Source organism: Legionella longbeachae (assembly GCF_004283175.1).
Taxonomy (GTDB): domain Bacteria; phylum Pseudomonadota; class Gammaproteobacteria; order Legionellales; family Legionellaceae; genus Legionella; species Legionella longbeachae.
In genome coordinates this window covers 18,579-42,164 of sequence record NZ_RXNW01000002.1, presented here as the reverse complement: position 1 = coordinate 42,164, position 23,586 = coordinate 18,579, and the positions used below count along the sequence as shown (strand labels likewise).

The following is a 23,586-nucleotide window of genomic DNA, read 5'->3' as shown; positions in this document are numbered from 1 at the left end:
TAGGGAAATCGATCCCCTATTTAGGGGATTATAGCAAGGACTTTATCAACAAAGTACATGACATGTGAGGTGCTCAATGATTCCTGGTAGTGAACTAGTCGATCTGTCGCGTTTACAATTTGCCCTGACAGCGCTTTATCATTTTCTTTTTGTCCCACTCACTTTAGGCCTCTCATTGCTTTTAGCAATAATGGAAACCATTTATGTCATGACTGGCCGAGATATCTGGCGACAGATGGTCAAATACTGGGGTGTTCTTTTTGGAATCAATTTCGTTTTAGGTGTAGCAACCGGCCTGACCATGGAGTTTCAATTTGGTACCAACTGGGCTTATTACTCTCATTACGTAGGTGATGTATTTGGAGCTCCCTTAGCTATTGAGGGACTCATGGCCTTTTTTTTAGAAGCTACTTTTGTTGGTCTTTTTTTCTTCGGCTGGGATAGGTTAAGTCGGTTGCAACATATGTTTTGTACGTGGCTCTTGGCTTTAGGTACCAATCTTTCAGCATTATGGATTTTAATTGCCAATGGATGGATGCAAAACCCCGTTGGGGCAGAGTTTAATTTTCAGACCATGCGTATGGAAGTGACTGATTTTGTGGCTGTTATGTTTAACCCAGTAGCTCAAGCAAAATTTGTCCATACCATTAGTGCTGGATATGTTACAGGGTCTATTTTTGTCTTGTCTATAAGTGCTTATTTTTTATTGCGCGGCAGAAACATTAATTTTGCGAAACGATCAATGACTGTAGCTGTAAGCTTTGGACTCGCTTCTGCATTGGCAGTAGTAGTTCTTGGTGATGAAAGCGGCCACCTCGATAACGAAAACCAAAAAATGAAATTCGCCGCTATAGAGGCAATGTGGCATACTGAAAAAGCCCCTGCAGCACTTACAGTTTTTGGCATTCCCAATGAAGAAACAATGCAAACTGATTATGCTATTGAAATCCCTTATGTATTAGGCTTAATAGCGACGCGCACATTCACCCAACCCCTACAAGGTATTTCAGAGTTAATTGAGCAAGGAAAGGAACGAATCAAAGAAGGAATACAGGCTTATGAAGCATTAACGAGATTACAAAAAAATCCAACTGATGAACAAGCAAAAGCCGATTTTACGGCACATAATAAATATTTAGGCTATGGTTTGTTGTTAAAAAAATACACAGAAAAAGTAGTTGATGCAACTGACGATCAAATCAATCAAGCGGCACATGATTTAAAACCACGTGTTACTCCTTTATTTTTCTCATTCCGTATTATGGTTGCCTGTGGGTTTTTCTTCATTTTTCTATTTGCAACTGGCTTTTACTTATCGATGAAACGCAAATTACATACTTCTCGTTGGTATTTGCGTGCTGCATTTTTCGCATTACCTCTACCCTGGGTCGCAGCAGAGCTAGGTTGGGTCGTTGCAGAATATGGACGCCAACCCTGGGTAGTACAAGATATTTTACCCACTGCCATGGGGACCTCTAGCCTAAGCTCTGCTCAAGTCCTTACTTCAATTACTGGATTTGTCCTTTTTTATACAATACTTGCCGTGGTTGAAATCTACTTAATGGTTAAGTACATCCGTCTTGGCCCTGATAATATGGCTCACTAGGAGAGACTCATGATGCCTTTGGATTATGAAACATTACGAATTATATGGTGGGTACTACTTGGTATATTATTGATTGGTTTTGCAATAATGGATGGTTTTGATCTAGGTGTAGCCATGTGGTTGCCTTGGCTTGCAAAAACCGACACCGAGAGACGAGTGTTAATTAATAGTATTGCACCCACCTGGGAAGGAAACCAGGTTTGGTTTATTTTAGGTGGAGGAGCCATTTTTGCGGCATGGCCAACGTTATACGCATTATCCTTCTCTGGTTTTTATTTTGCTATGCTCCTTGTGTTGCTTGCCTTAATCTTGCGTCCAGTTGGATTTAAGTATCGCTCAAAATTAACAAATCCCCAATGGCGTTTGTTCTGGGATTATTCGTTGTTTGTTGGAGGATTTGTACCTGCACTTATCTTTGGTGTTGCAATAGGAAATGTCCTGCAAGGTGTCCCATTTTATTTTGATGATTATTTACGGCCATTTTATACGGGTAGTTTTTTTAGTTTACTTAATCCTTTTGCTTTATTATGTGGCCTATTATCTGTGGTGATGTTAGCCATGCACGGCGCTTTTTTTCTTAACTTAAAAACAGAGGGGCATCTACAACAACGAGCCATTAATGCGGGACAAATAAGTGCATTATTCACTCTTTTGCTTTTTATTGTTGGTGGATTTTGGCTTCATTATGGTATTGACGGTTATATCTTAAATAGTGCCTTAGCTCATGATGGGCCTTCAAATCCCCATTATAAAACAGTAATCCAACAAGCAGATGCCTGGTTTTCTAACTACCACTCTTATCCTATTACTTTATTAGCTCCTGGAATAGGAATTATTGCTGCATTGTTGGCCCTCATTACTTCAACAAAACATACTAAAACCGCCTTCCTTTGCAGCAGCCTTTCTGTCGCTGGTATCATTACGACTGTAGGAATAAGCATGTTTCCTTTCATACTACCCTCTTCGACTCACCCAGAACAAAGTTTGCTAGTATGGGATAGCTCATCAAGCCAATTAACCTTATTTATTATGTTAGTTGCTACTGTTATTTTATTGCCCGTGGTATTACTTTATACCGCTTGGGTTTACCGGGTATTACGTGGAAAAATAACAGAAAAAACCATCATTAAAAACAAAGATACTGCTTATTAGGAGGCTTATCGTGTGGTATTTTTCCTGGATTTTAGGCACAGGCTTAGCCTGCTGCTTCGCTGTCTTGAATGCAATGTGGCTTGAATTAAGAGATTCAGATACAGAATCATCTAATAAAGACTCAAGGTAGAGAGAACTTAAATTGAGTCTAAATATGCTCTATTTTTAGAGGATATAGCCTTAAGGAACTTTTCTCCATCAGTTGCTTTAATGATAGGGATCGTTTATGTATGTATCGTTATATTATCTGTATCGCAGAATCAAACGATCAAAAGTAGCCGATGCTCCTGATCGATAGCGTTTATGTACTGCTGCTTTTCGCTCATGTAAATTCAATGAAGTATCAGTATCTTGCATGGACTGGAGTAAATTGAAGAACCTAAGAAACCATATTTTTTAAACATGTCAAAATAATATCGGATTCAATTTGAAAATTCCCTTTTGTTCCTTTGATAATTCCTGAGAATAAACAATGGACTGTTTTATAGCCATAATTTATTTTATGGACATTCAAATTGAATAAGTTCTCTGCTTGAAAAGTTAAAAAATCGTAGCATCGCTTATAATCCCACCCAGCGGATAAACTCCTTACTTGCATTTAAATTAACCGCTGGTTTTCCTTCAAAATAAACAGTGTAACTGGTAGCAGATCCATTTTCGCGAACAGAATCACCATTGACTTTAACTTCTTTAATTTTGCCTAAATTGACAATCTGCATTTGCGTTTCGTAATATCCGCCACGAACCACTTTAAGAACAGGGATAACAAAATAAATGTGACTGAGTTCATTATCGTGTCCTGGAGCTTCCACACTGTTTCTCGCTAAATAACTTAGTTCGTCGGTACTCAATGCAATGTATTCATGATGATCGATTTGGCGGCGTAACATACGTGTTAGCGGTGCTGTTCTGTGAAATATTTGCGCATAATCATCCGCTGAAATTACTGCCACAGGTTTGCTTTCCGCAAGCTTGCTTCCTTTATAACCACTACCCACAAATAAAATGGCATCTCGATGATCATCAGGAGCAGAGGCTGGAATTTGTACCGTTTGATAATTTTCATATTGGGGTAAGGAAGACTTATCGCAATTTAAAAACTTTGATTTTGCAAACCACATATCACTAGGATAATAAATAACTAATAAAGACTTATCTTTTATAGTATTGATAATTGCCTGGGAGTTTTCCATAGGAAGTGCTGGACACCCCCAACTGCGTCCAGGTCTTCCGTATTTTTTAATAAAGCTTTCCTCAACATACCAACCTGAATGCATCACTACAGCACGATTAGAGGCATTATCATTAAAGCTCCTGTCCAAACCATCTAATCGTAATGAAAGTCCATCTCGGCCATAATAAGCCTGCTGAGTTTGGTAAACACCAATACTACTCGCTTTGCTATTATATTTATTAGAAAAATAATTGGTCATTAAAGATCCAGATTTAATACCATGCGATACATAAGTATAAAACAACAGTCTTTTTGCTGTTAAATCAAACACCCATAAACGCTTTTCATTTGAAGGCAGGGAATAATCAATAACCGTTAAAATATTATTATGATCCACATTATATTGATCCGCGCATTTTAATGTTGTCATTACTTTATCAATCACCAATGGATTTAAATTAGGTGCCTCATGCTTCAACATTAATTTGATTTCGTTTAGGGACTGTTCATTAATTTGTATTGGGCCTGGAAATGGAGTAGCCTCATTAACCAATAAATCATAAATCATTGACTGTGCTTGAGAAAACCTCAAAGGCGATTGAGGCAAATAATTTGTTGTTACTGCTAAGATGAATAGCAGAATAGAGCCCATGATTTGTCCTTCTTATAGTTATCAAATCCCATATGTTTAATATAGCTCAAAAATATAATTACAATTGATATCCGGTTGAACGATCTTATCAAACGATCCAGGCTTCACACCTGCTTCCTCATCCTTCGACCAGGTTAGAAAATGAAAGCTATAAAATTTGTACGCTAAATTCAGCCAAGTTAAGGTGATGGGTAAGAAAATCAGAAACATCCCCGCGTTAAAGTTCGGTATAAGGCTGAGTGACACCGCTTAGCGCTTCTCCTCAACCCCAAGAGCAACAAGGAAATACCCCTTTATTCTACTTTTTACATAGAGGGGGTTTGAGTTGTGTTTTCGTGTTTGATCGTGTTGTCGGTTCTATAGCAAACGCTAGTTACAGCATTAGTTACATGTAAAAGCGCGTCTGCCACATTTACCATTACTGGCCGTGAAGAACCACCCGAAGCAACCCAACCATATATTGAACCTAGACTTGAAAAATTAAGTGCCGCATTTCCGATACTTGTTAATGCATTATCATTACCTTGAAATGTAATAATATTCAATGCATGCATTGCTATTTCAAAACCATTTTCCCAGATTGTCTCTGGATTGTTAATCATTTCATAAGCAGCCAGTGCAAGAACCAGACCATTGGCAACTTGCATCGTAGCACGCCATCTATTTTCTTGATTAAAAAAACCTAACATATGAAATCCTCCTTAATAACGTTAAGTTGATCGAACTTTAAACATATCGATCATAAAAATCAAGTCATTTTATAATTAATGAGAATTTACTTCTTTATTCAGGAGATTTAAAAAAGAGAGCATAAGTTGCTTTTAATGCTTTGCAATGTCAACCAATTGATTCTAAAGATGAAATCATCAGCTTAGAGCGTTTTTGAACTGGAATTTAAAAACTCATACAAATCATGGTGAATAGCATCGGATAATTGTTTTCGAGAATAATGAGATAGTGAAGTATGCGATTTATTAAAAAATGAAGATTTCTCTTTAAGCCTGTTTTTATCTTTCAAAACATCTTCAAAAATAGTTGGCAGACATTTAAAAGAACACCCGCAATGTGCACTATCTTGAAAGGCGTTAAGAATGGGATCTAATTCTTCTTGTAAAGTAAAGACTAAATTTCTTGGGAAAAAAATATGGCTACTAATCAGCTTATCCAGAATTTCTATTAAATAATCTATTTTAGAATTCAAATCGTCAATACTATCAAATTTATTTTTATAAAGTTCTTTTTTATTGGTTAAAACCATATAATCGTATTGACCTGTTAACTCTCTATCAGGAGCAGAATAGGAAAAAGAACTTGTAATTGAAGGAGTGCTATCTTCGTTTAAATAAATTGAAACACTATTTTGTATCCTGCCTTGAAGCCCTGGATCATAGAGCTTATCTTTTGAACTCAAGGCCACAATATGGGCTCCTCCGCCTATAAAGATAGGAAGAATATCTTTACTGCAAAAACTATTAATCAGTTTGGCAAACTCACTGTTAGTAACAATAATTCGTTCAGGGCTTCTTTGATATATTTCCATTTTTCTTATAACTTTTTGAGTTATCTCTTTGGCTTTATAAGAACCAAAAGGATTTGACTTTTTATTTTCCGCACCTAAAACGGGTACTCCCTCAGAAAAAGCAGCATAAATCAACTCATAAGTATCTATTGTCTTTTCTTTTAAAAAAGATGCTTTTTTTAGGGGATTAACACCTCCTTTAATCGCATTTTTTAATGAACTTTTTAAGGCAGAGTTCTCAGCTTGATTTAAATTCTCACTGATAATTATGATACGACGTCGTGAGTTGGCAAGAAGATCTAAATTGGACAAAATAGCGTCTTTAGTAGGGCTAATATCATGAGTTTCCCCAATTAAAATACTTGAAACCGAGTCATCATTTATCAACGAATTTAATAAACCCCGAAATGATGAATGAGTATTTTCTATATGAGCCCTAGCGTCAGAAGATGATAACATTTTGTGTAAATATTTAATCTATAATGCTTAAATATATACCATATATTCTCCTGATGCGAATATTTTTTGTACATATCTATATAAAAGTCAGGCGGGATACTGACCTGGTCTTTCGATCTTCCTCTTGGTCAGAGGTTAAAAATTAATGGACAAAGTCAGATTTGGATGGGAAATATTTTGGGCCCTCTAAGAAAATACTAAACCCTCTTCTTTTGTGGTTTGCGCTCCTTCTAAATGCTCTTTAACAAAATAGGTTTTTTTAGTAAATAAATCTGACAAACTGTCCATCAACAAACGTACACTTTGTTTATCAGGCACAATACAATTTTTATTATCCAGGTTCTTGTCTCGATCTTCAGCTTTAAGGCGTCTTTTTATATGATTTTTAGTCTTTTCATCAAGTAAAGGATTTTGATCCATTTGGAGCAATTTATGATCAATTGAGCTTTGATACTCTGCAGCAAGTTTATTGACTTGCTTTTTCAAAGTAGTCGCCTCATCAATCATTTGCACCTTTTCTGTTTTAAAAAACGAAAAAAATTGCGATAGAAAATGACAGATTTTAACCAGAATGGTGTCATGCAAACGAATGAACTCTTTTAATGTTTCTCTCTTACTCTTAAGATCATTAAGAAAATTTAAATTTTCCTTTATATGTACCACTAGTTTGGTGCTTTCTTGTACAGATTCTTTTAATGCGTCGTTTGCTTTCAGTAAAACAGAGAGCTGCTCCAAACTTTCATGAGCAATAAACTGTTTAATCTTTTCATCCTGATTAAAAAATCGATTATTTATCGCAATAATTTGATTTTCTTTTTTCTCTAGTTGCTTTTTCAAATCAGATACACAAATTTGTACAAGCTCTTTTAATTTGGTTTTACAATCACTATCTAAAGTGGCAGGTAGAGTAGCAGAAAATACATCCTGAATCATTTGAGGTGTGGCCGTTCTATATGCAATGGTAAGCGGCGAAGCTACCCAAGAAAGACCATTAACGACTCCAGAAGACAAATCAGGAGACTCAATCGCATTCTCTAATTGCTCTTTCTTTTCGAGTAATTGTAATTTCGCAGCTCCTTCGGTATTCTCTAAAAGAGTTGCATATAATTGCGAATGACTCGATATAAAATCAAGAAAATATTTTCTTCCAGTAATTTTTCGATCATTATCTTGTATTGCTGAAATTAATTTATTGATATGTTCTATTTTTGCTTCAATTTCCGCCTTGTTACTTTTCAGTTCAATTAAATTTTCAATACCTGAAGAAACCCTTTCTATATCGGCTTCAAATTCAGCAAGGCTTTCTAAAATCCCTTTTTTCTTCGATTTTATTTCCATGGGATAAAGCATAGATGTTTGTGGAGGGTCACGAAGCAAGGGAGTCTGGCTCAATACTTTAAAATAACGCTTGTTTAAATATATTTTAATCGAATTTAATGGATCTTTATCAGTCTTATCTACCCCTGTTTCAAGTTGCCTTTCCTCTCCTAATAGATGCTCTTTTTCTTCAATTTTTTCTAAAAAATGGGCAATCTTGAGCTTCATTTGTTCGATATCGATGATAAGAGACGCCATCATTTGCATCGACCAATTAAGTTCATTAAGTGACAGCCTTATTATGTGAAACAACATATAAGAAGAAAAAAGAAACGATTTATACTGTTTTTTATCTGTAAAGGGTATTTTGTCTAGTGCAATTAATTTTTCAATTGTATCAATTAATACAGTAATATTTTGCGTAGTATCATTTTTCCAATTCTCATACAATTGGGTCAATGTAGTACTTAAACGAATAAGTAATGCTTTTTCTTCAGCCGCCGCCTCTGGTAATTGTGCTATTGCTTCATCTATAAATAATTTAGTAAAGACCGCCGTAGCCCAGGAGCGAGAATTATCCTGATTAAAATCATTAAATTTAGATTCAGCTTCGTTCTTGATTACTTTTAGCCCATCAACAGAATTCACATACTCACTGATAAGGAGCGCGACTTCCAGAATCTGGAGTTCATCATCCGATTTAATACCACGCCATTGCTGAAAACGTTCCCTTTTACTTAGCATATTAACTCAACTCTCTAGTTGATTGGATATATCCCTTATATGGGAAAAATTATGTCATTAAGATGAATTTTATACAATATGAAATGCATCAATTATCAAGATCACTTGCTTTACGGTTTACACTGTCAATGCGAGTATTTTCTTCAATAAGTTGATTTATTAATACATTTCCATACCCAACCCATGCATTTTTTTTAATGGTTGTACCTGGTCCAACAACAGTAGACACGCCAATAAAAGCATTATCCTCAATAACAACAGGAGATAAAAGAAGTAAACCACCAATATCGGAATGGCAACTGATTGACACCTGACTTGCCAAAGTGACATTTTTTCCAATACTAATCAATGGGCAATCGACAAAATCGATATCAAACGAATTCATAATTTGAAAAGAAACTTTTGCTCCCAAGGCTCGCCAATAAAAAAACTTAATACAATGAAATGACTGGAATAAAGGATTGAGTCCCCAAATTTTAGCGGAGCGAGACAGAGCAAAATGGCAAAACCAGGCGAGCATCATTTTACTAAGCTCCCGTTTATATCGTCCTGGTTTGAGGGTAGGTAAACATAATCTAATCGCTGCGACAATGATAATAAATGAAGCAAAAAAAACAAATGGTGCCAAAGGTAATACCGCCCAGGTATAAGCATAACCATGATAAATAAATAACCCGGTTAAACTAAATGCAGCAACACCAGGCATCAAGCTCAACAAAATAGAAATAACATCACTCACTATTAAAAGTGACAACGATAACTCTGTTTTGCGAGGAGCTTTTTTAGTTTTTTTCTCGACCATAATATCTACCTTCAAATAGGACTGGTTAAACGACTTTTGCATATAAAATCATTACTTCTCAGATCACAGCTCTCGAATAACTTGTTGCGAAATTAACCTGGGTTTTGTTTGTGCGTGGTTATCTGCTAATAATTGCTTGCGTGGTAATTTCAACCAAACCACCGGAACGACTTCTTTTACAACCACACTATGTGCATAAGGCTCATTAATTTGCATTAATCCTTCATGCAATTTCATTAACAGGGCATCAGGTATTTCCACTGTATCATCAGTCACTAAAACGACCCTATTTCCCAAAAGGTTACGTGCAAAATACCAGTGAGGTGCCATTTCAAAAGCAACATCGTCGAGCACTTTCATTAATTCTTGTCCTGTGATGGAACAACTTTCCAATTTGAGCATCTGCGTCTTATAGCAAAATTCAAGTCTAGGTGCCCTATTTAAAAAACCAGTACATTTTAATACGTCCTTTAATTGATAACGAACAAATCCCATCGCCGTCGTTAAAAAAACCTCGTAACTCTTTCCTTGTTCTAATTCCCAAGATTGTAAGAGATTACCCTGATTAATCTCTTTACCTTCCTCAATGAATTCAGCTATATGCGCACCAGGATGTAAGATTCCGCCAAGTTGATTATCTATGGGGACAGTAAGCCATCCTTCGGTAGCCGAAAAAGTTCCATCAACCAGGGGAACTCCAGCCCCTAACCGTTGTTGTAATTGCTGGGCGGGGTACTCACAAAGCCCCGAAGCCCAACATCCCGCGAAGCTCATTGAAGGCCAAAAATCTTTAAAAGTACTGGGAGCGCCTTGTACGAGCTGACGCAAATGCTGCCTTCGCTTATTACTGATATGAATAGGTGGCAAGAAATCGGGAACCGCCTTTTCACCAAATAAATAAGGTAAAAATTGCTTAAAATGATTCATGCAACGCTCAAAAAGAGCATCGATCACCATAGGCGTGACTGCAAAAAAAGCGCTAAGATCATAGGCTAATGCATATAACGCAGACCATTGCTCATAAACCTCAGCATTATCGAAGACCTCATCAGGCATTGCATAAAAACGTTTAATAAAAAACGGTAAATGACGATAATTAAAATTGCTAATCCAACCTGAAGGTATACCCGCTGCAGAATTTTTATGAGCATCTACCGCAACAAGATAGAGAATTTTTTCTTTAAAAAAACCAGGGAATCGTTGCGTTAATGAATAGATATAAGGAGCCATTGTGCGCTGAAATTGTTTCTGAAAAGAAGCCGTAATTGGAAAAAATTTTCTTACTCCAGAGGTACCGGAAGTTTCTGACCAAAATATTAATCGTTCCCCATTAAAAGGCTGAATAAGGCTTTGTTGTGCTGCTAACAGCCCTTCTTGATAATCCTCATAAACGGTAATCGGAAAATCATCTAAGTGAATATTCCCTTTGTGATGCAATAAAGGTTGCCAATAGCTTGATTGTCGCAATAAAGGTACTGTTTCTTGGGTCCATAATCGCTTCCGAGCATGTTCAGGATGCATGGTGTCCTCAATAAAAGCTTGATACTTTTTTTGGGTCATTGCTGCGATTAACATTCTTTTCCAGTTCATACTCAAAACTCCACCAATTTATTTTAATCGGGTATTTGTGCGGGAAGCACTGAGAATAGTTTATTCTGTTGATAAAAAACAACTAGCTTTTTTGCCATAGATTCTTGCAGTTTCGTGTCTATTTTTGAGTTTGCATGTAATTTATTAAGAATTAACTGAATAGCCAATTGAATCCAATTTAAATCAAGAGACTCTTTACACAGTACTTCCTGATTAAAATGCCAAAAGTGCAAACAACAGCTGGCAGCAAAAATCCAACAATATTGTTCTGCCAGGCGAAAAGCAGCTAAGCTACGTGGTTCTAACTGTTTTTGTTCATGCAAATGTATTATCTGCTGATCAAGTCTATCAATTTCATGGCGAATAGCAATGATTAAAGGGGCAAGTTGTTCTGATTGCAAGATACTTAAACCAGCCAGAATACTGTCTTCCTCATGCATAAATAGACCCAAATCAGTTATGTTGAATACAGGACAACCTTTTTTAAGATCAAAAATTTGCTCCAGTTGCATGAGTTGCTTTTCTGGACAACCTCCTCTCATTCGAGCCTGGGGTAATAAACTGGATGCAATTAAAGATAAATTAACCTGGCTACTCCCATCAAATAAGCCAACTACTTTAATGTCACGTCTTATTTTCTGAAACATTGCCCATTCAGTGGTTCGTAAATAGGCGCGCGCCCCCAAAACTAATCCACACTCTTCAACGATGTCTTCGGTCATTTTAGGAATGAGGAATTTAATAATTGCAGACCAAAAAGATAATTTTTTCGGCATCACTGAACCGGCACGAGCGATGGCTAACCCCATGCAATCCGCAATAAGTAATTGAGTAAATTGCTCTCCTAATCGTTGTTTTACGACAGGAATGTCATATGCAATTTTACCGTACAACTCCCTTTTCAAGCTAAAAGAAAGGGCGTGACGTAAAGCGGTGTCTGCGCCCCCCACAGAAAAAGAAGCACATAATGTCCGTGAAACTTGTAATATTTTGTAAGTGATTTCTAAACCCTGTTTTTCTATACCTACCAACGCATCTTGAGACAAAAACACTTTATTTAAAGAAAAGCCACTAATGTCTAACCCTCTCACACCGAAAGTAGGTAGCTTAGGAGTAGGCGTAAATCCAGACTCCACAGCAGATTTATCTAAAAGGAATACTGAAAAACCTAATGGACCGCCTTTATCATGAGTACGGCAAAGAATACTCACAGCATGGCCTAGGGTAGCAAAATTAACACACCATTTTTTTCCTGATAATTGCCAACCATCATCATAAGCTTTGGCCACTACCTCATTAGCCATAATATCTGAACCGTGCTCCTCCTCAGTCAAGGCAAAAGCAACTATTTCACCACGTCGAAAAAGTGCAACTATTTTTTGTTGCTGCTTTATATTCCCTGCCAACCAAAGAGGCAAAGCACCTAAAAAAGACAACCCTACTGCAACCGCGGTAGTTAGATCGCGTCTACTAATTGACTTAACCAAAGCATAAGTAGAGTCAAGTGAATCCAGCTTCCCTCCCAGCGCGCATGGAATTAGATATTCCATAACCCCCCATTCCTGAATGAATTTGATTTGCGGCCAAGCAAGGGACTCTTGCTCATCAAAAATTAAACTGTGTTCGAAATTAACTGGTGTATTTTGAGTTTCAGGATTACCTAAATAGGCTTCAAAAGAGTGAATTAATTGCATTAAACTAATGTACGAAGGCATTTTAATCCTTAAAATAATAGGTCAATGTCTGCTGATAAATAGCCTAACATTTTAAGAATAGATCGCCACTTTCTTTCTTTTGTTCATGAAGAATATTATCTCACCCAGACTACAAATCTATAAAACTCAATATCGCACTAGAGCACCGAATCATTTGAATTTACACAGTCAATAATTATCCAAGAATACATTTAGTGCATTGATTTAAATCCTGTACCTACGTCCTGGTGGAAGCATGTGCATATCTAAATTGTATGGTGTCTGGTTTAGAATCCTATACAATAGAGTGTCTTGCCTCTCCCAGGTTATCCATTTTGCGGTATAAATACTCCAAATGTTGGGCCAAACGCCCCCGTACTAGATTTGGATTAATAATTTCATCAATCAACCCAGAAGCAAAAGCATCCATTAAGGAAAGATTTAGAGGTAAAGTTTCTGGCGTCTGAACTTGCTCATCAGTCGCTACCTGGCCATCAGTATCCTGAACTTTTTTAGTCGTTTCTTTACCCATGACTCCCAAGTTTGCTGTTTCCAAAGCTAAAACTAAATCTCCATTCTGAGAAACGGTCTGCATCATTAAAAATGCTGCGGCTCCATAGCACTTGCGCACAACAACACTCATCCTTGGTACTCGGGTTTGCATAGCAGTACATAATCGTGCACCATGCTGCAGTAATCCTTTTTGCTCTTCTCGTTTGCCCGGCATAAATCCTGGCACATCAATTAAGGTAAGAATGGGAATACAGTAAGCATCACAGATACGAATGAACTTAGAAGCTTTTTGTGCCGCATCAGAATCAATTGCGCCACTAAAACGAATACTTTGATTGGCCACAATCCCCACTGCATATCCATGGATATGCACAAAAGCACAAATCATCGCTTGGCCATAGGTACTTTTATATTGCCAAACATCAGAGTTGTCTACAATGGCTTGAATTAATTCAAGCATATTAAAGGGAACCCTGGGATCAGCAGGAACAGTGGGCATCGAATGCAGTGGTTCAAGAACCGCATGTATGGGTGGATGTTCACGATTATGTGAAGGAAAAAAATGAAGCATCGTTTTCACATGATTAATTTGCGCTGCCAAGCTGTCATCCACAAAATCAGCCAAACCAGTTGTACTCGCATGCATGGCCGTACCACCTAAATCGCTCATACTAACTTTTTCACCAATTGCTTGCTGTACAACCATAGGGCTAGTTACCATTAGATAACTACGATGTTTGTTGAAAAAAAGCAAATCCATTAATACTGCAGAATAAGCCGGTGCACCAAGTGTTGGCGCAACAAGAATAGCAAATTGTGGAATAAGCCCAGATAAATTGATATTGCGTGCAATAACCTGGGTGTATCCATCACCACTTAATAAGTTTTCTTCTAGAGAAATACCTGGTGAAGCAAGAAATGCAATAATAGGGATACGTAACTCTTTAGCCCTGTCCATTAAACGGATTATTTTTCGAGCGCCTTGACTGGTAATATAACCACGATTAACTGTATTATTATGGGCATAGACTGCGACAGGCCTTTGATTTACTTTAGCTAAACCTGTAATTACTTCAGCACCATAATGTATACGAAATTGATTATCAGGTGCATACTCTGCAAACAATGGAATAAAACTATGCTCATCGATTAGACTTTCTATCCATTTCATTGCAGTTCTATCAGCAGACAATGAAGACATATTTATTCATTTTTAAATAAAACTATATAAAATATACACCTCGTAATTATCTAGGTCAATTTTAGAAAAATAGCTATAATTGCAACACATATGCATCCATCGTTTTAAAAAATAATATAACTAAGGGTAAATTATGGTTATTTTACGACCAAATATTCGCTTTGATATTACCGCTACATCTCGAGTTCTACCTGACTCTCCCCCAATTTCTAATCTAGAAATTTTACAAAACTTTCCAAGAACATCAGATAAGTCTCCGTCCTTTTTAGAAAAGTTTGCCGAAAAAATTGGAGAGGAATTTGGGTTTTATTCACGTTATTGGTGTCATAAACCATGGGAAGCTATGGATAAGTCAAGGGAGTTAACTGCTGAGTCTTTAGCTACTGCAGCCGTACGAAAGTTATTTACAGATAATGGTACCTCCAAGATTAATGCTTTTTTACTGGGCTCTACAACTAATAAACGTTTCACAGGATCACAAGCTGCTGCTGTTTTGGGACAACTAGGAGTTGATGCTCCAGCTTACGATTTAAAAACGGGATGCTCCACCTCATTATCCACTTTGCATCTTGCTTATGCCTTAATGGCCCTTGGTTATGAAAATGTGCTGGTCAGCTGCGCAGAAACATTATCCAAGGTTATTGATCCCGAAAATGAAAAGACATGGATTGGCTTGGCTGACGGTGCTGCGGCCCTACTTCTGGAAAAAAGTCAAACGGGTGCATTTTCTGTTGAAAAGACCTTTTTTTCTACTGAGGGAAAATACGTTGATGCGTTTACAACCCAAGGTGTTTTTCCACCCACACAAGAACAGTTAGATACAATAGGTTATCATCTTGTCGGTGATGAAACACTCATGAAAGAACTCGCCTATAATAAATACAAGCACATGTTAGCTCATTTATTACCCACTGAGGAAGACAGAAAATCCATCACCTGGATTATCCCCCATCAAGTAAATCGCAAACTAATTACTCAAGTCCTTCAAGAGCATCACATGATGAACAAGACAATTATATGGGATGCAGACTTAATTGGAAACATCGGTGGTGCATCTATTCTCTATTCTTTAGCAAGAGCAGTAGAAGAAAAAATTTTTGACCGATCTGGAAAGATACTCCTGATGAGTGTGGGTGGCGGGCTCTCTTATGCAGGACAAATTTTGCAATTTCACACGAATTAAGGATAGAGATGAATAAAGAAATAATTCACTGTCCATCTCTAGTCGATGTAGTTCGACTTAGAGCCCAAAATACTCCAAACCAGGTAAGTTGTACTTTTATTAATAAAGATTTAGAAGAGAAAATGACTTATTCTGATTTGGATCAGCATGCCAGGGCGATTGCTGCCATGTTACAAAAGCATGGTGCCCAACCTGGAGATAGAATCCTATTATTATTTTCTCCTGGGTTTCCATTCATTAAAGCTTTTTTTGGCTGTCTTTACGCAGGATGCATTGCAGTTCCTATTCATCCCCCTGCTCAAAAAAAACTACTTGAAAAAGCACATCGAATTATAAGTAATGCCAAACCAACATTTGCAATTATGACCCTGGATCACGTGATTAAATTCAGTGATTCAGGCCCAGAGGAAGTCCCCCATATTGATCAAATACCATGCCTCACCATCGATACAATAAAATTAACACAAAGTCTTGAGTGGAAACCTCCTAAAGTAAACAGAGATACCATCGCCTTCCTGCAATATACTTCAGGATCTACTATGCATCCCAAAGGGGTGATAGTCAGCCATAATAATCTACTCGATAATTCACATAAGATATACCACGCTTATGCCATGAGTGATGAAACTATATTTTTTAGTTGGCTTCCCCCCCATCATGATATGGGGTTAATTGGCTGTATTCTGACGCCTATTTATGGAGGCTTTCCAGTTTTTATGATGTCTCCATTCTCTTTTTTACAAAATCCCCTGTCCTGGTTGCAAAATATCAGCAAATACAGGGCAACAATCAGTGGAAGCCCTAACTTTGCTTATGATTATTGCGTCAAACGGATTAAAGAAGAAAAAAAACAAGGATTAGACCTAAGCTCATGGGGGATTGCCTTTAATGGAGCTGAACCCATTCGCAAAGAGACTCTGGAACATTTTTATCACGCATTTAAAGATTATGGATTTAAGAAAAATGCTTTTTATCCCTGCTATGGTCTAGCAGAAGCCACTTTATTTGTAACAGGCCACACTGCTTTTACTCCTTACAACACGCTTACATTAGCCAAAGAACATTATCAAGATCATCGCGTACGTTTCGCTGAAGAAGGAAGTCCTCAGAGCCATAGCTTAGTCGGTTGTGGAAAATTGATTCAAACAGTAAAAATTGTTGATCCTGATACATTGAGTCTTTGCACTCATGATCAAGTAGGTGAAATTTGGGTACAAAGTGATAGCGTAGCGCATGGTTACTGGGAGCAAGAAAAAGAAACAAAACATGCGTTTCATGGAAAAATTCAAAATGATGCTACACTTCAAGAGTACCTAAGAACAGGCGATCTGGGCTTCATTCATGACGAAGAGCTCTACGTTACTGGTCGTCTTAAAGATTTAATTATTCTCTATGGAAAAAATCATTATCCTCAAGATATTGAATATTCTATTTTGCATCACCCAATACATAAGCATCTTGGGAAGTGTGCTGCATTTGTCATCCAAGCCGACCATGAATATGAGCTGACTGTGATGTGTGAAGTAAAAAACCGTTTTATGGAGACTGAAGAGCAAGATATGTTATTCAATACTATTTTTGAGCTGGTTTATCAAACACACCAACTTGAGATTCATCACATAGTACTAACTCCACTTAAATCCATGCCCCATACAACAAGTGGTAAAATTCGACGAAATTTTTGTCGCCAACATTTATTGGATAATACACTTCCAGTCGTAGCTACCTGGAAATTAAATAAGGTTGAGGGATAAAGCATGCAATTTCTGGCTCAAAACCTCCCTCACAAAATCGCATTAAGCAGTGCGGATCGAAATTTAAACTTTGCTGAGTTAGCTGCAGAAATACAAAAGATGTCCTTGCAATTGAAAAAACTACCTCCAGGAATACTGGTTTTGCAAGCAAGGAACGACTCCTTATTTGTCATTCAATTATTAGCCTCTTTAAATATTGGCAAACCCGTCGCTCTCATTTCTCATCAAGATTGCGACCTGCAAAAAAGAAACATTTTAAGTACCAACATGACCATTAATGCAGCTGGCGAGCTTCTAGAGCTGCAAGAGAATAAACACAATCAGCATCATCCAGAATTAGCCCTTGTACTTTTTACTTCAGGCAGCACCGGACAAATGAAAGCAGTTCAGCTTTCTTTAACCAATATTGTTGCCAATTGTCATGCAGTAATCAAAGCATTAGAGTTTCATAAGATAAAAGATCAACTATTATTTCTACCCTTATCTTACTCGTTTGGTTTACTGGGCCAATTACTACCTGGATTAATCGCTGGAATAAAAACCCAATTAATAACCCAATTTACTGACATTAAAAACCTTTTGGAAACTGAAGTAGTTCCTCAAATGTGGAGTGGCGTACCATCTCATTGGGTCGCTATGACTAAAATGGCTGCACTTTATCCCGACAGCGCAGCAAAAATAAAGGCAATAGTTTCTGCCGGAGCTCCTTTGGCCATACACTTACGTGAACACCTCATCCAAACTTTCCCTAATGCTCTCATTTATAATAATTACGGCTTAACTGAAGCGTCTCCTCGCGTTTTAACTTACTCCAGTAGCGACCCGTTATTTCTGAATGATTACGCAGGATATCCAGTAGGTGATTGGCAAGTACGCTTATCGGAGGAACAGGAGTTACTCATCAAAGGTAGCCAGCTTATGCTCGGTTATCTTGGGGAGGAAAAATCACCAAAAATCAAAAATGGTTGGTTTTACACAGGGGATTTAGCTGAAATACTCCCTTCTGGTTTGGTGAATATTAAAGGTCGTCTGGATTATGTAGTGAATATAGGTGGTGAAAAAGTAAATTTAATTGATATAGAACACAAAATTTGTCAATTTGCAGAAATTAAAGAAGCAATGGTACTCCCCATAGCTGACGAGCTTTATGGTGTGCGTTTACTTGTCTATTTGGAACAAGGGGCGTTCAGCACCAATAAGACGGAGCAAATGCTTACTGAACAAATAAAACAACATTTTTTACCCAAAAAACTTCCTATTCGTGTGCAATTATTAGAAAAGCTCCCCCGTAATCAACATGGTAAGCTTGATAGAAAAGCACTACTCTTAAGCACCCACAAGGAATAAATACATGCATACTCAACGAATTCGCAACGTACTAGAAAGAATTGGTTTAAATAAACTTTCAGAAGAGCCGCATGCTCAATTGGAACAAGGTGGACTCGATAGTTTGATGTTAGCCTTATTAATCATTGAGTTGGAGCGTGAATTCAAGATTAAAATTCCGGTAATGCCCCTAGTTAAAAAACATTATGAGACCATAGAGAGCATTGCCAAACACTTAATCGATTTGGGGGCTCAATGAAGCTTTTAATTACAGGAGGATCTTCTGATATCGCCCAAGCCATTGCGAAACGACGTTTACAATTTGGCGATAAAATCATTATAACCTGCTCTAATGAGGCCAGCTTAAACAAAACATTGGCACACTATAAGCATCAAGGTATGGATATCCAGGGTTTCGTGTATCACTTTTCCAACCCGGAAGCCAGTCAAGATGCACTGCAAAACCTACTTCAGGAACCATTGGACGGTGTCATTTTCAATGCGTTTACGCGGGTAAATCAATTGCGTAAATTACACGCCTTATCTTATCCATCATTGCGTACCTATATTGATGACAATTTGCACGGAAATATTTGGTTAGTTCATCAATTATTGCCTTCCTTATTAGCGAATAAATTTGGACGGCTCATTTTGATTTCCAGCCTTTCCGCCATCACAGGAACCAGCCGTTATGGTGCATACTGTACGGTTAAAGCCGCTTTAGAAGGTTTATTTTTAAATCTGGCAGTAGATTACAGTGCGCAAAATATTTTATCCAATATCGTGCGGGTTGGATTGATTAAAACCTCAAGAACAGAGCAATTCTGGAAAAAAGAATCCTACCAAGAAAAAATGGCGCAAATTATTCCTCAAGGAAAGATGGGAGAAACTGATCAAGTCGCTGAAGCTCTGGATCCTTTATTGTCCCAAACTTCATTTATGACCGGCTCAGTTATCACCGTAAGTGGTGGTTTACCACTCATGCGCTCAGAAGGATTACTCTCATCATGAATTTGTTGCGTGCAGAAAAAAATATTTATCTTAAAGGGCCATTCACTGCATTGCCAGAAAAGGTGATGAATAACCAAGATGTACTAAATTGGATGAGTAGCACACAAAGCCCTACTTTGATCAGTTTCTCAACAGGAATCAGAAATAGGCGCTGGGTCAATGAGGATCAAGCCTGTAGTGATTTGGCAGTGCTTGCAGCAGAAAAGCTTTTTGCGGCAAAACCTTCCGAAAAAAATAAAGTCAACCAGCTGATACTGGCCACAATTTCAGGGGATTACCTTGCCCCCCCCACTAGCCCTCTAGTGCAGCATCGGCTCGGAATGCAAAATATTGGTGCTTTTGATGTAGGTGCTGCATGTGCAGGTTTTGTTGTCGGTTTGTACACTGGGGTGGCCATTACTCAGGCAAGCATGGGAAACGTTTTATTAATCGCCAGTGAAATTCGCTCCAAATTTTTAAATAAAAATAATTTTGCGACCAGTGTTCTTTTTGGTGATGGAGCTGCTGCCTGCATTATTTCTACCGATAAGGAAAATGCAGATTTTCGTTTTATTGCCTCTTCTTTGTTTGCTGATGGAGAAGTCGGTGATACGGTATCTACTCCAGCAGGAGGATCGCGATTACCTGCAGCAAACTGCACTAACCCCGATCAGTTTTACATCACCATCAAGGAAAATACAGCCTTATTTGTTAAAGCAGTGCATGGTATGGTGGACGGAGCGCAAGAATTTCTCAAGGCATTAAACCTTTGCACTACAGACATTCAATGGTTGGTGCCTCATCAAGGAAACAAGAACCTAGTATTATCTGTAGCAAAACAATTAGGCTTTCCTGAAGAGCGCGTCATCAAAACAGTAGAAGAAACAGGTAATACATCCGGGTCAAGCGTAGGCATTGCTCTTGATTATTTGCGTGAACATGCAGACATAAAGAATAAAGATAAAGTACTATTGGTTGCTGCAGGTGGTGGTGGAATTGCTGCCAGCGCTCTTTTAGAAGTAATTTAAAACAGTTCAGGCAAACCAGAATTCAGCCAAGGGCGTTCCTTTGTAATGCCGCAAATGAAGGTTAAAATAATCTTTAGCCGCTTTTTTCTTGTTTGTTTGCAATAAACAAAGTAAATACGTTTGCGCTAAAATTTCAGATTGGGCATCACTGCCTCCAATTTCTGTACGTCTTGCAATACAAGGAGTCATAAAATCAAGCGCTGTTTGGTAATCATTGGTAACAAAAGCATGTATCCCTTTGCTCAAAGGTAAAACTACCTTTTGCCAAAGTGTCCGCCTATATCCTTTGCACAGGGTTTTAGCGTATTTTTTAATGGACAGGATGGCATTTTGCACCTCATTTTCACGCCCTAAACGCGCGAGACAATATATATAATGAACTGTATTAAAACCTATATAATGGGCATAAGGATTCGCATCTAGATAACCCGCAATTATTTTCAGTTGGTTTAATTGAGGAAATCCGGCCATGTCCAATCGCCATAATAACGATAGAGCATCTATTTGCTCAGTAATCACCTCTGGAGCGCGACCAAAAATCGCAGGGTATAAGGCCATTACCTTTTCTGCTTGTCGTAATGCAAGATAAAATAAAGCTAAATGCCAACTATTATGACCTCGTAAAAGTGGTGAAATTTCCTTCCAACTTACTTGAAACGTTTCTAATACAGCAATTCCTTTTGCCAAATTATTGGTATTAAGATAAATGTGGGCTAGAGTATGGTGAGCCCATGGCGTGAGTGTTTCGAGTAAAAGCGCTTTCTCAGCCAAACATTGTGCTTCTGATAGATGTCCCGATAACTCAGCTGCAAAAGAATGCATGGCTATAAAATGGGATTCATCTTGATTATAAGGAGCAATACGCTCACAAAATGCTAAATAATGATGGCTATTGTATGCTTGCCCAGTACAATAATATAACCATTCAGCAAATTTTGCAGCTAAAGTATCACGTGGATAAATCGTAGTCAGAGCAGCCAAAATAGTTAAAGCAGTTTCATAATCCAAACACATCCAGGCTTTAGCTGCCTGATAAACTAATTTTTCTCTTAAATTTGCTGAGTACAAAGATTTTTCAGCATGAAATAAATGTTCCTTTGCTTTCGCTGTAGTAGGATTGGTTTGCCCATAAAGGTAAAATGAGGCGGCATATACTTGGAGAAGTAAATTATCAGGATATTTTGTAACAGCCTCTAGAATCAAATGAGGTTCTTTACCTGCTGCAAGGATTTGATGATGGAAATGATCAATGCTTTCTATGACTTGCGATGACTGGGTGGTCACCAATAACCCGCGCTCGGTTTCCATGGTATTTCCTAACAAATATCCCCTCCTTATATAGAATATAGTCCTTTTTAAGATAAATGGAGAATAATAGGTTACGCCCCGACAAATGTAGAAATATAAACTCAAACAAAATGATTTAATTGCATCAATTAAAGTCATAAGATAATCTATCTGCTCAAAATTAGAAGGGAAACACGATGAAAAATCAAAAAGAATTATTCGAATTTTTAAGTCAATTGATTGATATTCAAATTAAAAAATATATTACATTAACTACTGAAAAAGTGGTTCAGGATGCACGCTATAATACAAAACTTGTCTTCGCTGAAATCAACGAATTATTGGGATTTGCAGAACAGCTGGTTACTGATATGGAAAATCCATCGGCAAGTAAATTAAACGACTCCAAACATTTTGGCGCGCTACTTAACCAAGTAAAATTTTACTTAGAGCAAGAACATACAAGGGCTTATGCCGGATGGATACTTGACGAAAAAAATTCAACAAGTGAAATTGAAAAGCAATTAATTCAACTCCATAAAATAGGAAAATCTGCTGGAATTGATTGTTCATCTGCCTCTATAGCAGTTACTGAAACTCAAAAGCTATGCGAATATGACAGTGCGCAGATTGCTTTTCAAGTATTTGATTTGGTTAAAAAAATCAAAGAAAATCCAGATATGGATCTAGATAATTCAATACCAAAACAAGCACAAATACGATTAAAACATAACGCCAAAACACGTTATAGCGAAAAAGAATTTGCAGAATCTATTGATGGCATACATCTAAAGTTTCTGGAGTTTTTTGAGCAGTCCGCTCTCGATAACAACCCGGGTACCATATCTAAAGAAGAAGCGGGGATCCATGAGGAGAAACATAGGAATCAATGGGAAAGTTTACTACAGCGCTACCAAGCTATTACCAATCCATCAAAACCTTCCCTCGTTGAGAAAGAGGAAATTCAATCTCCAGTCAGGACTAGTGACGAGCATCAAATCACAATTCCTCCTAAAGAGAAAAAAATAAAAATCCCTGACTCCCCGGATGGGAAAAAACCAGAACCAAATAGTTATCTAAAAAACTCTATATTTTATAGCGGATTAGCTTTTGCCGGAGCGGTTGCTGTTTACATGTTAATGACGTATTTTACTAAGGGAAGTAAGAGCGACTTGGGCTCTATTTTAAAACCCTAACAAAAATATCTGATAAAAGAGATTTGGACAAGCATATATTTTTTAGTTGAACTCCTGAGCTATACCTTGCTACAGGTTAAATTTGTAGAAAGAACCTGGGTTGAAGCGCGAAATGACTCTAATTGGCACATCTTACAAATTTTTAAGATGGGCCATTAGAAATTTTAAGCTTGAGTAAAATCAAATATATCCTTAAAAGTATGGAAATTCATCGCATCATCTTCGGTCACTGCTAAATTATATTCTTCACTGAGAATGGCAAGTAGTTCTACAATCTTTAAAGAATCTAAATGTAGGTCCTCTATTAAAGCGGTTCCATGATGAATTTCCTCCGCCTTACAACCAGATAACTTGGCAATAATATTCTTTAATTCACTCTCAGTAATTTTCATAAATGCA

At 37.5% G+C, this 23,586-nt stretch carries 20 protein-coding genes; 10 read left to right on the top strand and 10 right to left on the bottom strand.

Going from position 1 to position 23,586, the window contains the following annotated elements; all coding sequences use genetic code 11:
- Positions 1 to 76: 76 nt before the first annotated feature.
- From EKG34_RS02225 to cydX, 3 genes are read left to right on the top strand one after another with little or no spacing between them, the layout of a single operon-like run.
- Positions 77 to 1,606 (top strand): cytochrome ubiquinol oxidase subunit I, encoded by a 1,530-nt coding sequence (locus tag EKG34_RS02225; RefSeq protein ID WP_003635575.1) that lies wholly within the window; start codon positions 77 to 79, stop codon positions 1,604 to 1,606.
- Between the two features lie 12 nt (positions 1,607 to 1,618).
- Positions 1,619 to 2,758 carry a cytochrome d ubiquinol oxidase subunit II gene (cydB, locus tag EKG34_RS02220; protein ID WP_012979332.1) on the top strand — a complete coding sequence of 380 codons (1,140 nt, stop codon included), beginning with the start codon at positions 1,619 to 1,621 and terminating at the stop codon, positions 2,756 to 2,758.
- 10 nt (positions 2,759 to 2,768) lie between these two features.
- Positions 2,769 to 2,888 carry a cytochrome bd-I oxidase subunit CydX gene (cydX, locus tag EKG34_RS02215; protein WP_080619953.1) on the top strand — a complete coding sequence of 40 codons (120 nt, stop codon included), beginning with the start codon at positions 2,769 to 2,771 and terminating at the stop codon, positions 2,886 to 2,888.
- A gap of 430 nt (positions 2,889 to 3,318) precedes the next feature.
- Here cydX and EKG34_RS02210 read toward each other — a convergent pair whose 3' ends face one another.
- The 8 genes from EKG34_RS02210 to EKG34_RS02175 all read right to left on the bottom strand — a co-directional run bounded on the left by EKG34_RS02210 (position 3,319) and on the right by EKG34_RS02175 (position 14,423).
- Positions 3,319 to 4,584, bottom strand: a complete 1,266-nt coding sequence (locus EKG34_RS02210) for a murein L,D-transpeptidase catalytic domain family protein (RefSeq protein ID WP_003635568.1) — start codon at positions 4,582 to 4,584, stop codon at positions 3,319 to 3,321.
- A gap of 305 nt (positions 4,585 to 4,889) precedes the next feature.
- Positions 4,890 to 5,273, bottom strand: coding sequence for a hypothetical protein (locus tag EKG34_RS02205; protein WP_003635567.1), 384 nt, complete (start codon positions 5,271 to 5,273; stop codon positions 4,890 to 4,892).
- Positions 5,274 to 5,455: 182 nt separating this feature from the next.
- Positions 5,456 to 6,490 (bottom strand): hypothetical protein, encoded by a 1,035-nt coding sequence (locus tag EKG34_RS02200; protein WP_003635565.1) that lies wholly within the window; start codon positions 6,488 to 6,490, stop codon positions 5,456 to 5,458.
- Between the two features lie 258 nt (positions 6,491 to 6,748).
- A complete protein-coding gene (locus EKG34_RS02195; RefSeq protein WP_003635562.1) occupies positions 6,749 to 8,623 on the bottom strand; it encodes a hypothetical protein in 1,875 nt (624 codons plus the stop codon).
- A gap of 88 nt (positions 8,624 to 8,711) precedes the next feature.
- Positions 8,712 to 9,425, bottom strand: coding sequence for a DapH/DapD/GlmU-related protein (locus EKG34_RS02190; protein ID WP_003635561.1), 714 nt, complete (start codon positions 9,423 to 9,425; stop codon positions 8,712 to 8,714).
- A gap of 63 nt (positions 9,426 to 9,488) precedes the next feature.
- The gene (locus tag EKG34_RS02185) at positions 9,489 to 11,015 is read right to left on the bottom strand and encodes a GH3 family acyl-acid amido synthetase (RefSeq protein WP_003635560.1); all 1,527 of its coding nucleotides are present in this window, start codon (positions 11,013 to 11,015) and stop codon (positions 9,489 to 9,491) included.
- 23 nt (positions 11,016 to 11,038) lie between these two features.
- A complete protein-coding gene (locus EKG34_RS02180) occupies positions 11,039 to 12,730 on the bottom strand; it encodes an acyl-CoA dehydrogenase family protein (protein ID WP_003635558.1) in 1,692 nt (563 codons plus the stop codon).
- Between the two features lie 274 nt (positions 12,731 to 13,004).
- A complete protein-coding gene (locus tag EKG34_RS02175) occupies positions 13,005 to 14,423 on the bottom strand; it encodes an acyl-CoA carboxylase subunit beta (RefSeq protein ID WP_003635556.1) in 1,419 nt (472 codons plus the stop codon).
- 133 nt (positions 14,424 to 14,556) lie between these two features.
- Here EKG34_RS02175 and EKG34_RS02170 point away from each other — a divergent pair, with 133 nt between their 5' ends.
- From EKG34_RS02170 to EKG34_RS02145, 6 genes are read left to right on the top strand one after another with little or no spacing between them, the layout of a single operon-like run.
- Positions 14,557 to 15,606, top strand: coding sequence for a 3-oxoacyl-[acyl-carrier-protein] synthase III C-terminal domain-containing protein (locus EKG34_RS02170; protein WP_003635555.1), 1,050 nt, complete (start codon positions 14,557 to 14,559; stop codon positions 15,604 to 15,606).
- Between the two features lie 8 nt (positions 15,607 to 15,614).
- Entirely contained in the window at positions 15,615 to 17,360 is a 1,746-nt protein-coding gene (locus tag EKG34_RS02165) for a fatty acyl-AMP ligase (protein ID WP_003635553.1), read from the top strand.
- Between the two features lie 3 nt (positions 17,361 to 17,363).
- Positions 17,364 to 18,707: a class I adenylate-forming enzyme family protein gene (locus tag EKG34_RS02160; protein ID WP_003635552.1), complete on the top strand. Its 1,344-nt coding sequence runs from the start codon at positions 17,364 to 17,366 to the stop codon at positions 18,705 to 18,707.
- Between the two features lie 4 nt (positions 18,708 to 18,711).
- On the top strand, positions 18,712 to 18,945 hold the full coding sequence (locus tag EKG34_RS02155; protein ID WP_003635549.1) for an acyl carrier protein: 234 nt from the start codon (positions 18,712 to 18,714) through the stop codon (positions 18,943 to 18,945).
- Positions 18,942 to 19,697 (top strand): SDR family NAD(P)-dependent oxidoreductase, encoded by a 756-nt coding sequence (locus EKG34_RS02150; protein WP_003635547.1) that lies wholly within the window; start codon positions 18,942 to 18,944, stop codon positions 19,695 to 19,697. Before EKG34_RS02155 ends, EKG34_RS02150 begins: the two co-directional genes overlap by 4 nt.
- Positions 19,694 to 20,704 carry a 3-oxoacyl-ACP synthase III family protein gene (locus tag EKG34_RS02145; protein WP_003635546.1) on the top strand — a complete coding sequence of 337 codons (1,011 nt, stop codon included), beginning with the start codon at positions 19,694 to 19,696 and terminating at the stop codon, positions 20,702 to 20,704. The genes EKG34_RS02150 and EKG34_RS02145 overlap by 4 nt, the downstream gene beginning before the upstream one ends.
- 6 nt (positions 20,705 to 20,710) lie before the next feature.
- Here EKG34_RS02145 and EKG34_RS02140 read toward each other — a convergent pair whose 3' ends face one another.
- Positions 20,711 to 22,012 (bottom strand): tetratricopeptide repeat protein, encoded by a 1,302-nt coding sequence (locus EKG34_RS02140; RefSeq protein ID WP_012979335.1) that lies wholly within the window; start codon positions 22,010 to 22,012, stop codon positions 20,711 to 20,713.
- Between the two features lie 176 nt (positions 22,013 to 22,188).
- Between EKG34_RS02140 and EKG34_RS02135 the strand changes: the two genes are divergently transcribed.
- Complete coding sequence (locus EKG34_RS02135; protein WP_003635542.1) at positions 22,189 to 23,187, top strand: hypothetical protein; 999 nt, start codon at positions 22,189 to 22,191, stop codon at positions 23,185 to 23,187.
- A gap of 164 nt (positions 23,188 to 23,351) precedes the next feature.
- Here the strand turns inward: EKG34_RS02135 and EKG34_RS02130 are convergent, their stop codons facing one another.
- A complete protein-coding gene (locus tag EKG34_RS02130; protein ID WP_003635540.1) occupies positions 23,352 to 23,579 on the bottom strand; it encodes an acyl carrier protein in 228 nt (75 codons plus the stop codon).
- Positions 23,580 to 23,586: the final 7 nt, after the last annotated feature.

Bases quoted from the DNA above. Each gene is read 5' to 3' on its own strand.
- EKG34_RS02225 (WP_003635575.1), top strand. From the start codon at position 77: ATGATTCCTGGTAGTGAACTAGTCGATCTGTCGCGTTTACAATTTGCC.
- cydB (WP_012979332.1), top strand. From the start codon at position 1,619: ATGCCTTTGGATTATGAAACATTACGAATTATATGGTGGGTACTACTT.
- EKG34_RS02210 (WP_003635568.1), bottom strand. From the start codon at position 4,584: ATGGGCTCTATTCTGCTATTCATCTTAGCAGTAACAACAAATTATTTG.
- EKG34_RS02205 (WP_003635567.1), bottom strand. From the start codon at position 5,273: ATGTTAGGTTTTTTTAATCAAGAAAATAGATGGCGTGCTACGATGCAA.
- EKG34_RS02195 (WP_003635562.1), bottom strand. From the start codon at position 8,623: ATGCTAAGTAAAAGGGAACGTTTTCAGCAATGGCGTGGTATTAAATCG.
- EKG34_RS02190 (WP_003635561.1), bottom strand. From the start codon at position 9,425: ATGGTCGAGAAAAAAACTAAAAAAGCTCCTCGCAAAACAGAGTTATCG.
- EKG34_RS02185 (WP_003635560.1), bottom strand. From the start codon at position 11,015: ATGAACTGGAAAAGAATGTTAATCGCAGCAATGACCCAAAAAAAGTAT.
- EKG34_RS02180 (WP_003635558.1), bottom strand. From the start codon at position 12,730: ATGCCTTCGTACATTAGTTTAATGCAATTAATTCACTCTTTTGAAGCC.
- EKG34_RS02175 (WP_003635556.1), bottom strand. From the start codon at position 14,423: ATGTCTTCATTGTCTGCTGATAGAACTGCAATGAAATGGATAGAAAGT.
- EKG34_RS02170 (WP_003635555.1), top strand. From the start codon at position 14,557: ATGGTTATTTTACGACCAAATATTCGCTTTGATATTACCGCTACATCT.
- EKG34_RS02165 (WP_003635553.1), top strand. From the start codon at position 15,615: ATGAATAAAGAAATAATTCACTGTCCATCTCTAGTCGATGTAGTTCGA.
- EKG34_RS02160 (WP_003635552.1), top strand. From the start codon at position 17,364: ATGCAATTTCTGGCTCAAAACCTCCCTCACAAAATCGCATTAAGCAGT.
- EKG34_RS02155 (WP_003635549.1), top strand. From the start codon at position 18,712: ATGCATACTCAACGAATTCGCAACGTACTAGAAAGAATTGGTTTAAAT.
- EKG34_RS02150 (WP_003635547.1), top strand. From the start codon at position 18,942: ATGAAGCTTTTAATTACAGGAGGATCTTCTGATATCGCCCAAGCCATT.
- EKG34_RS02145 (WP_003635546.1), top strand. From the start codon at position 19,694: ATGAATTTGTTGCGTGCAGAAAAAAATATTTATCTTAAAGGGCCATTC.
- EKG34_RS02140 (WP_012979335.1), bottom strand. From the start codon at position 22,012: ATGGAAACCGAGCGCGGGTTATTGGTGACCACCCAGTCATCGCAAGTC.
- EKG34_RS02135 (WP_003635542.1), top strand. From the start codon at position 22,189: ATGAAAAATCAAAAAGAATTATTCGAATTTTTAAGTCAATTGATTGAT.
- EKG34_RS02130 (WP_003635540.1), bottom strand. From the start codon at position 23,579: ATGAAAATTACTGAGAGTGAATTAAAGAATATTATTGCCAAGTTATCT.